Here is a 12763-nt window from a genome sequence, read left to right as displayed (position 1 = left end):
TCTCATGACAACAACACCTGCGGTGCATCTCGAGCACCTGAGCAAAGCTTTCGGGAAAGTCCAGGCCGTCGCGGATGTGAGTTTGCGCGTGGAGCCCGGTGAAGTGGTGGCGTTTCTCGGTCCGAACGGAGCGGGCAAGACGACGACGATCGACATGATGCTCGGGCTGGCCAAGCCCGATACAGGTACTGCGCGGGTGTTCGGCCGCTCACCCGCCGAGGCGATCGCCGACGGGAGGGTGTCGGCGGTGATGCAGAGCGGAGGGCTCATCCGGGATCTGTCGGTCCGCGAGACGATTCAGCTGACCGCGTCACTGTTTCCGCGCACGAGTCCGGTCGACAGCGTTCTCGAGCGTGCCGGGATCACTGGGATCGCTGATCGGCGCGTGGCGAAATGCTCCGGGGGTGAGCAGCAGCGGCTTCGCTTCGCCCTCGCGTTGCTGCCGGAACCCGATCTGATTCTTCTCGACGAGCCCACGACCGGAATGGATGTCGAAGGGCGGCGCGACTTCTGGAATGCGATTCGTCACGATGCTCGCGACGGCCGCACGGTCATGTTCGCGACGCACTATCTCGACGAGGCCGACGCGTACGCGGATCGAATCGTGCTCCTGCGCCACGGCAGGATCGTCGCCGACGGCAGCGCTGCGGAAGTCAAGAACCTCGCCTCCGGTCGAACTGTCACGGCAACAGCCCGCGGTGTGGATCAGACTGCGCTGCTGCGTATTCCAGGTGTGGACCACGTCGAGATGCGCGGCGAGCGAGTGATAGTCCACGGTAAGGATTCCGATGCCGTCGCGCGGTATCTGTTGACGTGCACCGACGCCGTCGACGTAGAAATCGTCTCCAAGAACCTCGAGGATGCATTCCTCGCTCTGACAACCGATCTCGTAGGAAGTGCGACATGACCACAGCAACCGCTCCTCGCCCGACCCTGGCTCTCGGAGGGTTCAGCCCCACGTTTCTCGGACTGGAGATCAAGAGGTTGTTCCGCAATCGGCGGACCATTGCCTTCACTCTCGTCATGCCACCGGTGTTCTTCGTGATCTTCGGTTCGCAGTCGGATTTCAAGTCCGACTATTCCTTCGCGCACGGCAACGTCACCGCGTACATCGCCATCAGCATGGCGGTCTACGGTGCGATGCTGGGCGCAACCAGCGGTGGAGCGATGGTGTCCGTCGAGCGGGCGCAGGGCTGGAGCAGACAGCTCCGGCTGACACCGCTGCGTCCGGTCGCGTACATCGTCACCAAGATCCTGGTCGCGATGACGATGGGCCTTGCGTCGGTGGTGGCGGTCTTCGTGGTCGCCGCGTTCGTCGGGGCGGACATGCCGATCTGGATCTGGATCACCAGCGGCCTCATCGCGTGGCTCGGAAGCGGCGTGTTCGCAGCCTTCGGACTGTTCATGGGATACCTGCTGCCATCCGAGAACGTGATGCAGGTCCTCGGTCCGCTCCTCGCCGTCCTCGCGTTCGCCGGCGGACTGTTCGTACCGCTGGCAGACAGCGGATGGTTCCCCTTCGTTGCCAAGTTCACTCCGCTCTACGGGCTCGCGACGGTTGCGCGTGCGCCGTTCACGGGTCCGACGACGGGGACGCTCGTGATCGCTCTGGCCAACCTGGCCGTCTGGGCCGGTCTGTTCGTACTCGGTGCCGCCGTGTTGTTCCGCCGAGACACCAAGCGTGTCTGACCGATCCGCTGTGCGTGGAAATGTGTCCCCTGGGACACATTTCCACGCACGTACTAGCGTGTTCGCCATGACCCGGTCAGACACGGACGACTCCGAGGGACTTGGACGGACGTTCCGTTTCGGCTGGGTCTTCGGCATGATCTGGCTGTTCTATCTCGCGTACCCGCTGGGGGAGTCCCTGGCGCTGCCCAGTCTGGCCGGGAAAGTGGCGGGCGTGACCGCCGTCGTCGCGTTCGGTGCTCTGTTCGTCGTCACGTTCTGGGCATTTCGCACTGCGCGACGGGAAGGACCTGCGCTCGCCCGTGGATGGGCTTGGGCGAGCCTGACCGGCATGGCGGCACTGACGCTGTTCCTTGCTGTACTCATCGGAAGTCAGGCGTTCGGCGCGACCATCTACATGGCGGTTCTCGCCATGATGACGTTGTCCACCCGTCAGGCGTGGGCGGTTGTCATCGCACTGGTCGCCGTCGTCGAACTTCTGCCCCGCATCGTTTCGTCCTGGGATCCCGGTTCCTTCTTCGCATTTCAGCTCGTGATCAGTGCAGTCGCGGCCTGGGGAATCACTCAGGTCTTCAAGCGCAACCACGAACTCGCCGAGGCACGGCAACAGCTCGCCGACCTCGCCGTCGTCGCCGAACGTGAACGAGTGAGCCGCGATGTCCACGACATTCTCGGGCACTCGCTGACCGTCATCACGGTGAAAGCAGAACTCGCCGGGCGGCTCGTCGAGATCGATCCTGCCCGGGCGGCCGTCGAGATCGCCGAGGTGGAAGCTCTCGCGCGGGAAGCACTCGGCGACGTCCGTTCCACCGTCGGGGCCATGCGCACGGTCGACGTCGCAACGGAACTCGCGTCGGCGCGGTCGGCTCTCGACGCGGCGGGGATCGACGCCGTGTTTCCCGCCGATGCCGACGTTGTCCCTCTCCGCAACCGTGAACTGTTCGGGTGGACTGTGCGCGAAGCGGTCACCAACGTGATCCGGCACAGTGGGGCCCGCCAGTGCACGGTGGTCGTCGAACCCGGTCGCATCGAGATCTCCGACGACGGCGTCGGTACGTCCGGAAGCATCTCGGACGACGGACACGGCCTGCGCGGGCTCGCCGAGCGCGTGAAGGCGTCGAACGGGTCGTTGAGCGTGGGGAAGTCAGCTGCGGGTGGATTTCGGGTGGAAGTGGTGGCGGCATGAGTATCCGGTTGCTGTTGGCAGACGATCAAGCTCTCGTCCGAGGCGCCTTGGCGGCGCTGCTGGACTTGGAATCCGATCTGGAGGTCGTCGCGGAAGTCGGGCGCGGCGACGAGGTGGTTGCGGCGGCCGTGGAGCATCGCCCGGACGTCGCACTGCTGGACGTAGAGATGCCTGGCCTCGACGGCATCGCAGCGACTGCAGAACTGAGAAAGCACTACCCCGGTTGCCGAGTGATGATCGTCACCACTTTCGGCCGGCCCGGATATCTGCGACGCGCCATCGACGCGGGTGCCGATGGATTCGTCGTCAAGGACACCCCGGCGCGCCAACTCGCCGACGCCGTCCGGCGCGTTCACATGGGCCTGCGGGTGGTCGATCCCACTCTCGCAACCGAGACGTTGACCGACGGAGTGTCCCCGCTGACGGCACGTGAGCAGGAAGTTCTCCGTGCTGCTGCCGAGGGAGGAACCGCAGGTCGAGTCGCCGCTGCGCTCCATCTGTCGGAAGGGACGGTACGGAATCACCTGTCCGCGGCAATCGGAAAAACGGGTACGACGACGCGAGCCGAGGCAATCCGAGTCGCGCGGGAACGGGGATGGTTGTAGGCCGCCCCGCGTGCCCAGGCGCCTTCTCGCGGGTCGGGCTGGCAAACTCGAGGAGTGAACTCGACTGTCGACCGCGATCCGTACGGCGATCCCTACGGGGAGACGTACGAATACACCGAGCCCGAACCCGCGCGGCTCGGGTTCTTCGGCACGCTCGGTCGCTGGACGACGAGGCTCGTCGTCGGCGTAGTTCTGATGGGACTCGTCGTCGTCGGCGGCACCGCGGTGCGGGTCTGGCAGGTGGCCCGGATCGACGACCACACGCCTGCACAGGCGATCGTGGTGCTCGGCGCAGCGCAGTACTCGGGCACTCCGTCGAGCGTGTTCGAGGCTCGATTGTCACAGGCAGCCGCGTTGTACGAAGAAGGGGTCGCACCGGAAATAGTGACCGTCGGCGGGAAGCAGGAAGGCGACCTCTACACGGAGGCTGCGTCCGGCCGTAACTACCTCATCGATCAGGGAGTGCCGGCGGACAAGATCATTGCCGTCGAACAGGGCTCGGACACGCTGGAAAGCATCGAGGCGGTCAGCGAAACGCTTCGCGCACAGGGTAAGTCGTCCGTCGTGCTGGTGAGCGATCCGTGGCATTCGTTGCGCACGCGCACCATGGCCCGCGACGCTGGACTCGAAGCGTGGACATCGCCCACCCGCACCGGCCCGGCCGTGTACACCCGCGAGTCCCAGGCCCACGGAATCGCGCGTGAGACCGGTGCGTTGCTGTGGTATCAGCTGACGCACTTCACCGCGGACTTCTCCTACACGGCAGGGCAATGACAGTGAGCGACTACACCGACCACGACATCGAACGATTCGTCACCGAAGCACCCAAGACCGCCGGGCTGGACAGCGGGCAGGAAAACGCGTCGCATCGCAGTCAGTTCGCGCGCGACCGAGCACGTGTGCTGCACTGCGCGGCATTGCGCAGGCTCGCCGACAAGACACAGGTGACCGGGCCGCGCGACGGCGACACTCCGCGCACCAGGCTCACACATTCACTCGAGGTCGCACAGATCGGTCGCAGCATCGGGGAAGGGCTCGGCGCAGACCCCGACCTCGTCGACCTCGCCGGTCTCGCCCACGACATCGGGCACCCGCCCTACGGGCACAACGGCGAGAAAGCGCTCGACGAGGTCGCAGCGAACTGCGGCGGGTTCGAGGGCAACGCGCAGAACCTGCGCATCCTCACCGGAATCGAGCCCAAGATCCTCGATTCCGACGGCACCAGCGTCGGGCTCAATCTCACCCGCGCATCGCTCGACGCCGCCATCAAGTATCCCTGGTTGCGACCGTCGCCCGGCGCGAAATTCGGTGCCTACGATGACGATTCCGCCATCCTGGACTGGGTACGCGACGGCGCACCCGACCGTCGCAAATGCCTCGAAGCCCAATCCATGGACTGGGCCGACGACGTCGCCTACTCGGTTCACGACGTCGAAGACGGCGTCATCGACGGCCGCATCGCACTCCGGTCACTCGGCGACCGGTCCGAGCAACGAGAGCTCGCCGAACTCGGTGTTCGCGAGTTTCGCGGCCTAGACCAGAACGAGCTCGTCGAAGCCGCCGAACGCCTGTCCCGCATGCCGGTGGTCCTCGCTGTCGGTGAATTCGACGGCACCCTCGCCGCGTCGGTCGCGTTGAAGCATCTGACCAGCGAGCTGGTCGGGCGATTCGCCACCGCAGCCATCGACGCCACCCGTCAGAAATGGGGAACCGAACCCCTGTCCCGGTACGACGCGGACTTGGTCATCCCGCCGATCGTTGCGTCCGAGGTCGCTCTGCTGAAGACGATGGCCTTGCGCTACGTGATGTCCGACGCGAGCCACAAAGTGCGGCAGGCACGCCAACGCGACCGCATTCACCGCGTCGCCGAATGGGTCGAACGATCCGGGCCGGGTGAGCTGGACCCTATCTTCGTCCCCGCCTGGAACCGCGCCCAGTCCGATGCCGAGCGCACCCGAGTCGTGGTGGACCAGATCGCGTCGTACACCGAAAGCCGCCTCGAACTGATCGACAAGCGCAGCCTCGGAGCTCAGGCCAGCTGGGGCTGATCCGCTTCGTCGGAGTCGTGGGACAGGACTAGACTGCCCTTCGTGGCCGGCCGAATTCCTGAACGTGACATCGCCGCCATTCGCGAACGCACACGGATCGAAGACGTCGTCGGTGACTACGTCTCTCTCAAGCGCGCGGGCGGCGACTCGATGAAGGGCCTGTGCCCCTTCCACGACGAGAAATCTCCGTCGTTCCACGTCCGACCCAACCACGGGCATTTCCACTGCTTCGGCTGCGGTGAGGGAGGTGACGCCTACTCCTTCCTCCAGAAGATCGAGCACATCTCCTTCGTCGAAGCCGTCGAGCAACTCGCCGACCGGCTGAACTACTCGATCACCTACGAGGGCGGAGGGCCATCGGTTCAACGTGACCGGGGCACCCGAGCGCGGTTGATCGCAGCCAACTCGGCGGCCCAGGAGTTCTACGCCGCGCGTCTGCGTGAACCCGACGCCCAGGCCGCTCGGGACTACCTGACCGAGCGCAACTTCGACGGCCAAGCCGCGCTGGCGTACGGCTGCGGATACGCGCCCGACGGCTGGGACACCCTGACCAAGCACCTGCTGTCCAGCGGCTTCGAAGCCAAGGAGATCATCGACGCGGGCCTGGCGACACCCGGTAAGCGCGGAACACCCATCGACAGGTTTCGGCGACGGTTGGTGTGGCCGATTCGCAGTCAGAGCGGCGACACCATCGGCTTCGGCGCCAGGAAACTGTTCGACGACGACACCATGCCCGGCAAGTACATCAACACGCCGGAAACCATGCTGTACAAGAAGTCTCAGGTGCTGTTCGGGCTCGACATGGCACGCAAGGACATCGCCAAATCGCATCAGGCCGTCATCGTCGAGGGATACACCGACGTCATGGCCATGCACCTGGCAGGCGTCAAGACCGCCGTCGCCTCGTGCGGCACCGCCTTCGGTGAGGACCACCTGGCGATGCTGCGTCGACTCATGATGGACGACAGCTACTTCCGCGGCGAGGTCATCTACACCTTCGACGGCGACGACGCAGGCCAGGCGGCCGCGATGAAGGCTTTCGAGGGTGATCAGAAAATTGCCGGACAGACCTTCGTCGCCATCGCACCCGAGGGCATGGATCCCTGCGAGCTGAGGCAGAAATCCGGCGACCCCGCCGTACGTGACCTCGTTGCACGCCGCACCCCGATGTTCGCCTTCGTCGTGAAATCGCTTCTGCGTGAACATGATCTGGACACGCCCGAAGGTCGGGTCGAAGCGCTGCGCAGAACCGTCCCCGTCGTGGCGCGGATCAAGGACGCATCGCTGCGCGACGAATACGCGCGCCAACTCGCCGGCTGGACCGGTTGGGACGACACCGCGATGGTTCTCGCACGGGTTCGAGACGAAGCCAAGAAGGGCGCACGCGGAGACACGAAGAAACGCACACCGTTCGACAAGCGCCAGGCGCCCCCGGCGGAGGTGCCGGCCGGCCCGACGCGTCCACACCCCAAGGATCCGTCCCTGTGGCCTCAGCGTGAGGCGTTGAAGTCCGCGCTGCAGAACCCGGCGATCGCCGGGTCGGTCTTCGACTCACTGCCTCCCGAGACCTTCACTCACCCCGCCTACGCCGCCGTCAGCGCAGCGGTGACCGCCGCAGGGGGGACCGCCGCAGGCCTCGGCGGAGGGGAATGGGTCGACGCCGTCGCCAAGCGGACCGAAACTGCGGTCGTGAAATCGCTCGTGATGGAGCTCGCGGTCGAGCACATCCCGGTGGCGGACATCGCGCTCACGCGGTACATCGGCGGGGTACTGGCTCGTCTACAGGAAGTCTGGGTGGGGGAGCAGGTCGCCGAGCTCAAATCCAAGATGCAGCGCATGTCACCGCAGGACAACCAGGACGAGTACTACGCACTGCTCGGCGACGTCATCGCCCTCGAACAGTACCGACGGAGCCTGCTCGAACAGGCCATCGGCAACGTCGAGGACGACTCCGCAGCCGGCTAACGCTTACGCAGCTGATCCTGGGGGATGTAGAGCTGCGTCTCGTCGTCGATGGGCTTCATCGGCTCGAGCTTCGGCTGCGTGTTCAGCGAATCCGACAGCTTCTGCCTGCTGACCTCGATGACCTTCTTGGTCGCCGGGCTACCCGCCACGGCGGAAGCCGTCTTACGAATCTGCTCGTAGCGACCACGACCAGCCTTGGCTCCGAGCACGTACGCCGCCCCAGCAGCCAGAACCAAACGAATCATCACAAGTCCTTAGATCAGTGTTGTGCACGCGTCCCACCATCCTGCCTGACGGGGCCCGAGCAGGGCGATTTGGTACTCCCATGGGGGTGTGCGCTATTGTTTCTCTCGGCCCGCACGAGAGTGCGAAGCCACTGAGTAATCCCCTGTAGCTCAATTGGCAGAGCTTCCGACTGTTAATCGGACGGTTGCTGGTTCGAGTCCAGCCGGGGGAGCTCGAGACCCCCATCCAGTTCCTGGGTGGGGGTTTTCTGCTGTCGAGGGCGCACATTCACCCACCTGTTGTGCGTACGCAGACGTGCGCAACGCACAACAGGTGGGTGAATTTCGTCGCGGGTTGTGGATGTCATCATCGAGGACGTGAACCGCGACCGCCCGCCCGTCTTTCGGTTCAATCCGCGCGCGTACGAACTCGGGTTCTTCGAGGAGACGCAGGGGGAGTGCGATGCGTGCGGTCGACCGAATGACCTGAAGTACCAGGGTTCGTTCTACTCCGTTGCGAAGGTCGAGTTTCTCTGTCCATGGTGTATCGCCGACGGTACGGCGGCCCGAAAGTTCGACGGTGAGTTCAACGACTGGATCGGTATCGACGGCGTGCCGCCGTCGCCGGATGGTGTGATCAGCGTCGATGTCGACGAGGCCCGTGAGGTGTCCGACCGAACGCCGTCGTACCCCTCGTGGCAGCAGGAGCAATGGCGGTCCCACTGTGGCAGGCCCTGCGCATTCGTCGGATACGTAGGCGCGGACGAACTCGTCGTGTATCTGCACGAGAAGGACTTCGCCGCCGATGTCGACGGTGGAACCGGTTTCGAGCCCGTCGTCGTGAGGAAGTGTCTGGAAGTCGAAGGTGATCTGTCGGGCTACCTGTTCCAGTGCTTGACCTGCGGTGCACACCGGCTGCATGTCGACTCCTGTTGAGGCAGTGCCGGATACAGGTTCAGGACGAGAGGAATCGGCTGATCTCGTCGGCGATCCGGTCGGCCTCCTCGGAGCCGACGGCGTGCGACGCCTCCGGGTAGACGACGACGGTGCCGTTGCCGAGTGCACGTCGCGCGACCTCCTCGGCGTCGGAGGCGTCGTGCATGACCGATCGTCCGGCGAGTATCGCGAGGACAGGCATTCGGAGGCCTTCCAGGTCGCTCTCGGGGATCAGCGACGGTTGCGGCAGCTTGATCGAGTAGGCGCTCATGGCGGTTTCGATCATCCGAGCCACGGCGTTGTCCTCGACAGGTGCGCCGCCGGCTGTGTACGAGGCGAACGAATCCCGCCAGGACTTGGGTAGCCACGAGACAGATGCCGGGATGGCTCGAACCGCCGTCCCGAGCGGGATGGTGGCGAACGTGTACGCCGGGTCGATCAGCATCAGGGAGGCAACACGGTCGGGGTAATGGGTTGCCAGGTTGGTCGCGGCCCATCCGCCGATGGACAGGCCCAGTAGGTTGAATTCGTCCTCGGGGAGTTGTTCGAGAGTCTGGTCGAGCCAGGCCGCGTTGTCGTCGTCGTTCTCGATCGGGACCTCTTGCACACTCATTCCCGGTTCGCCCAGCAGGTCCAGTGCGTACACGTCACCGAGTGCGAGCAGCGAGGGCATGTTCGTGGCCCAGATAGGGCTGGGTGACGATCTACCGGGAAGCAGCACGAACGGGTGCTCCGTCCTGGTCGGTCCGGTGCCGTCGAAGCGGTAGACACGAACGAATCCGAATTCCGTTCGTACGTCCAGGGTTCGGTCAGGCGTCGGCATGTCCTCCCAGGCGCGTTGGTAATCGGCCACGAACTTCTCGTGCTTGTCCTTGGAGTTCCAATGACCGACGGGGCTGGGGGTGCGGAGGGCGAATGCGCCCGCGGTCACCGTTACCGCCACGACGAGTGCCGCAATCACCCATGCTCGACGCCTTCTCCTGGGGCGGGTTGGCGATGGATCGTCCATGACTACCTCTCATTTCTTGACCTTATGGTCAAAAATTGGTCGATGTCGGTAACCTTACGTCATGTCTGCGCGTATGTCAGGGGCCGATGGACCGACCAGAATCGAGCGCGAACGGCGTGCGCAGATCATCGCCGCAGCTGTCTCACTGGTCGCCGAACACGGATATGCCGCCGCGTCGTTGGCGCGGATCGCCGATGCCGCGGGGGTCGTCAAGGGCACGGTGGTGTACCACTTCAACACCAAGGATGCGGTGCTCACGGCCGCATATCAGCATGTTCTGACCGCGCTGGTCACACACGTCGGCGAGCACGTCGACGCGTCGCCGCCACCGGAACGCCCCGAGGCATACGTGCGCGCGATGATCGGATACCTGGCGGATCATCCGGATCACGCACGAACCATGGTGCAGGCCGGACTGGCAGCTGCGAACAACGGCGCGTCCCGACACGAGAGGCAGGAGCGCTGGCGTCCCCTTGCGGGACTGTTGTCCGAGGCCAGGGGTGACGACCGGGGACCGGGACGGGACGAGCGCACACTGGCGATCCTCGCGGGAGGGATGATCGACGCGGTCGTCGACGAATTCCTGGAGGACCCCACCTTCGACACGGGGTCGGCGGCGTCGGAGATCGTCGAGATGGTCGGCAGCAGGCTCGGAGCCGACTCGTGAGGCGCCGCGATGAGTTTTCATGCCCAGCGCGGTCGACACGAGCATGACAACTCACACTTTCACCGTGCCCGGTGCAACTCTGACGTACGACGTCGTCGGTCCGTCGAGCGAAGACGCGGTACCGCTTCTGTTGATCGGTTCACCTATGGACGCAAGCGGATTCGGAACCCTGGCGTCGCACTTCACCGACAGGGTGGTGGTCACCTGCGATCCCCGCAACACCGGTCGCAGTACATGCGAGGACGACACCGCCGCAGTGACAGCCGCTCAGCACGCGGACGATCTCCGCGCGCTCCTGTTCGAACTGGGCTCGGACACGGTCGATGTCTTCGCGACCAGTGGGGGAGCAGTGAATGCGCTGGCATTCGTGGCTGCCCACCCCGGACTCGTTCGAACGCTCGTCGCACACGAACCACCGGCCGGTGCGACGCTGCCGGACCGCGACCACATCCGCGCCGTCTGCGAGGACATGGTCTCCATCTACGACGCGCAGGGCTCCGGCCCCGCGATGGCTGCATTCATCATGCTGGTGATGCACCGCGGTGAGGTCGACCATGACTACCTCGATCGACCGGCGCCGGATCCATCGCAGTTCGGCCTGCCGACGGACGACGATGGATCGCGCAACGACCCGTTGATGTCCAACATGCGCGGTGGCGTTGTGGATTTCGCGCCCGACGTAGACGCGTTGAAGGCGTCCGGTACCCGCATCGTCGTCGCCGTCGGTGAGGAATCCGGCGGTCCGGTCGACGGTGAATTAGCCGGTCGCGCTGGATATGCCGTTGCTGCGCTGCTGGGCCGCGACGCCGTCGTGTTCCCCGGCGGACACCAGGGGTTCTGTGGCGGCGAGTTCGGCCAGAACGGCAGGCCCGTCGAATTCGCGGCAGCGCTGCGTTCCGTCCTGGATTGATCAGGTGCCGGATGTCGGCGCTATGGACGGCGACGGTTCCACTGTCGGCGACGGTCGCGTCCGAGAACGGCTCCCGACGTCCCGCGATCGTGAGCGGTATCGTCCGGGCGGGATCTGTCGTTCGCGGCGAAAGGCACGACTGAAAGCGAATTCGCTGGCGTACCCGAGATCGGTTGCGATCGTGTCGAGGGAGTCGTCGGTATCGCGTAGCCGTCGGGCTGCAAGATTCATGCGCCAGTCGGTCATGTACTTGCCGGGAGTGGTTCCGGCGAAGACGGCGAATCGCCGCATCAAAGTCTGTTTCGACGTCGACACTTCGCGCGCCAGTGACTCCGTGGTCCACGGACGGCTGGGCTCCTCGTGGATCTTGCTGACTGCCGAGTAGAGCAACGGGTCACGAAGAACGCCCCACCAGGACGCCGACAGTTCCGTGTCGGTCGAGAGCCAGGCTCGCATGACTTCCACCAGGAGGACGTCGACCAGACGGTCCAGCAACAGATCCGTGGCGGGTCCAGGTGCGGCAAGCTCCCTGCCGAGGATGGTGACGATATCGGACGCACTCGCGTCGAGTTGCGGCGCAGAGAGATGAAGTACGGGAGGTAGAACCGCGAAAACGGGAACGGGAGCCGCGAAATCGTAACTGTACGAGGCTCCGAGGATGTGGGTCCGAGTGCCGCCGTCCCCGAGCGCGAGGGCCGCGCCGCGGAGCCTGGCATCGACCGCGGCCGCATTGTCGCAGGAGTGCACCGGAGCCGACGGTGCACTGGCGAGCGTGTGACCCGAGCCCTGGGCGAGCACTACGACGTCGCCAGGCATCATCATGCGGGGTGTGTCACCGTCGACGATCAGGTATGCGATCCCGGCGGTGACTGCATACACGACGGCATCACGGTCTCTCGCCCACTGCACACCCCATTCGCCTGCGGCGGTGATCCGAGCGCCTGCACTGCCCCGTACCGACGAGACCGACAACATCTCGGAGAGAACATCCACCAGTCGAGGTTAGCAACGGCGCACCGAAATGCTCATAACGATGTTCGAGTGGTTCATTCGGGTATTTTTCGGGGAGTTTCAGCCATGGATGCGTCGTCGTTGCGGTTCTAGCGTGGATCACAGCCGCGAGCACACCGCCCGCGACCTGGATGAGAGAAGTCTGATGAGCACACACGACAACACAGTTCCCGATGGCCTCGTTCCCAGCGACGTACTGAACTCGACCACGCCTGTCGCGGTGTACGGTTTCGCTCGCGCCAAGGCAGGAAAAGAAGAGGCACTCGCACGCCTCATCCGTTCGATCGTTCCCGCCGTACGCGCCGAACAAGGATACGAGCAGTACTCGGTGCACACCACGCCGGCGCAGCCGGGTGCGTTCGCGTTCTACGAGCGATGGTCGACCGGGGCAGATATCGCCCGCCACCTCCAGCAACCGTTCATGCAAACCTATTTCGGTGCGCTCCCCGAACTCGTCGAGGGCGACCTCGAGGCCGAATGGCTCCGGCCGTTGAGCGACTGAGGCGCACCGCC

At 64.8% G+C, this 12763-nt stretch carries 14 protein-coding genes and 1 tRNA gene; 12 read left to right on the top strand and 3 right to left on the bottom strand.

From position 1 onward, the window contains the following. The first annotated feature begins 4 nt into the window (after positions 1-4). The 7 genes from BH95_RS02480 to dnaG all read left to right on the top strand — a co-directional run bounded on the left by BH95_RS02480 (position 5) and on the right by dnaG (position 7493). Positions 5-907: an ABC transporter ATP-binding protein gene (locus BH95_RS02480; RefSeq protein ID WP_037160766.1), complete on the top strand. Its 903-nt coding sequence runs from the start codon at positions 5-7 to the stop codon at positions 905-907. After that, positions 904-1689 carry an ABC transporter permease gene (locus tag BH95_RS02475; protein WP_037180877.1) on the top strand — a complete coding sequence of 262 codons (786 nt, stop codon included), beginning with the start codon at positions 904-906 and terminating at the stop codon, positions 1687-1689. Before BH95_RS02480 ends, BH95_RS02475 begins: the two co-directional genes overlap by 4 nt. Positions 1690-1756: 67 nt before the next feature. Beyond that, complete coding sequence (locus tag BH95_RS02470; RefSeq protein ID WP_244164787.1) at positions 1757-2875, top strand: sensor histidine kinase; 1119 nt, start codon at positions 1757-1759, stop codon at positions 2873-2875. Further along, positions 2872-3480, top strand: coding sequence for a response regulator transcription factor (locus tag BH95_RS02465; RefSeq protein ID WP_019667477.1), 609 nt, complete (start codon positions 2872-2874; stop codon positions 3478-3480). Before BH95_RS02470 ends, BH95_RS02465 begins: the two co-directional genes overlap by 4 nt. 54 nt (positions 3481-3534) lie before the next feature. Continuing rightward, the gene (locus BH95_RS02460) at positions 3535-4254 is read left to right on the top strand and encodes a YdcF family protein (RefSeq protein ID WP_019667476.1); all 720 of its coding nucleotides are present in this window, start codon (positions 3535-3537) and stop codon (positions 4252-4254) included. Next, positions 4251-5528, top strand: a complete 1278-nt coding sequence (locus BH95_RS02455; RefSeq protein ID WP_037141707.1) for a deoxyguanosinetriphosphate triphosphohydrolase — start codon at positions 4251-4253, stop codon at positions 5526-5528. Before BH95_RS02460 ends, BH95_RS02455 begins: the two co-directional genes overlap by 4 nt. Before the next feature lie 42 nt (positions 5529-5570). Further along, positions 5571-7493: a DNA primase gene (gene dnaG, locus BH95_RS02450; protein ID WP_019667474.1), complete on the top strand. Its 1923-nt coding sequence runs from the start codon at positions 5571-5573 to the stop codon at positions 7491-7493. Here dnaG and BH95_RS02445 read toward each other — a convergent pair. Next, positions 7490-7738: a hypothetical protein gene (locus BH95_RS02445; RefSeq protein ID WP_020111626.1), complete on the bottom strand. Its 249-nt coding sequence runs from the start codon at positions 7736-7738 to the stop codon at positions 7490-7492. The genes dnaG and BH95_RS02445 overlap by 4 nt on opposite strands. A gap of 139 nt (positions 7739-7877) precedes the next feature. Between BH95_RS02445 and BH95_RS02440 the strand changes: the two genes are divergently transcribed. Then, positions 7878-7950: transfer RNA gene (locus BH95_RS02440), tRNA-Asn, on the top strand. 145 nt (positions 7951-8095) lie between these two features. After that, a complete protein-coding gene (locus tag BH95_RS02435) occupies positions 8096-8653 on the top strand; it encodes a CbrC family protein (RefSeq protein WP_037181061.1) in 558 nt (185 codons plus the stop codon). A 19-nt stretch (positions 8654-8672) separates the two neighbouring features. Here BH95_RS02435 and BH95_RS02430 read toward each other — a convergent pair whose 3' ends face one another. Continuing rightward, positions 8673-9614, bottom strand: a complete 942-nt coding sequence (locus BH95_RS02430; RefSeq protein ID WP_037180872.1) for an alpha/beta fold hydrolase — start codon at positions 9612-9614, stop codon at positions 8673-8675. A gap of 109 nt (positions 9615-9723) precedes the next feature. Here BH95_RS02430 and BH95_RS02425 point away from each other — a divergent pair, with 109 nt between their 5' ends. Both BH95_RS02425 and BH95_RS02420 read left to right on the top strand, forming a co-directional pair. Further along, positions 9724-10329, top strand: a complete 606-nt coding sequence (locus BH95_RS02425; protein WP_231383831.1) for a TetR/AcrR family transcriptional regulator — start codon at positions 9724-9726, stop codon at positions 10327-10329. Positions 10330-10348: 19 nt separating this feature from the next. Next, complete coding sequence (locus BH95_RS02420) at positions 10349-11239, top strand: alpha/beta fold hydrolase (protein ID WP_037180870.1); 891 nt, start codon at positions 10349-10351, stop codon at positions 11237-11239. On the opposite strand, the gene BH95_RS02415 is transcribed toward BH95_RS02420, so the two are convergent. Beyond that, a complete protein-coding gene (locus BH95_RS02415; RefSeq protein WP_037180868.1) occupies positions 11240-12232 on the bottom strand; it encodes an AraC family transcriptional regulator in 993 nt (330 codons plus the stop codon). Positions 12233-12395: 163 nt separating this feature from the next. Between BH95_RS02415 and BH95_RS02410 the strand changes: the two genes are divergently transcribed. After that, the gene (locus tag BH95_RS02410; protein WP_230595655.1) at positions 12396-12752 is read left to right on the top strand and encodes a putative quinol monooxygenase; all 357 of its coding nucleotides are present in this window, start codon (positions 12396-12398) and stop codon (positions 12750-12752) included. The last annotated feature ends 11 nt before the right edge of the window (positions 12753-12763 follow it).

It is taken from the genome of Rhodococcoides fascians A44A (assembly GCF_000760735.1).
In the GTDB taxonomy this organism is placed as follows: Bacteria; Actinomycetota; Actinomycetes; order Mycobacteriales; family Mycobacteriaceae; genus Rhodococcoides; species Rhodococcoides fascians_E.
This window is presented reverse-complemented; position numbering and strand designations above follow the sequence as displayed.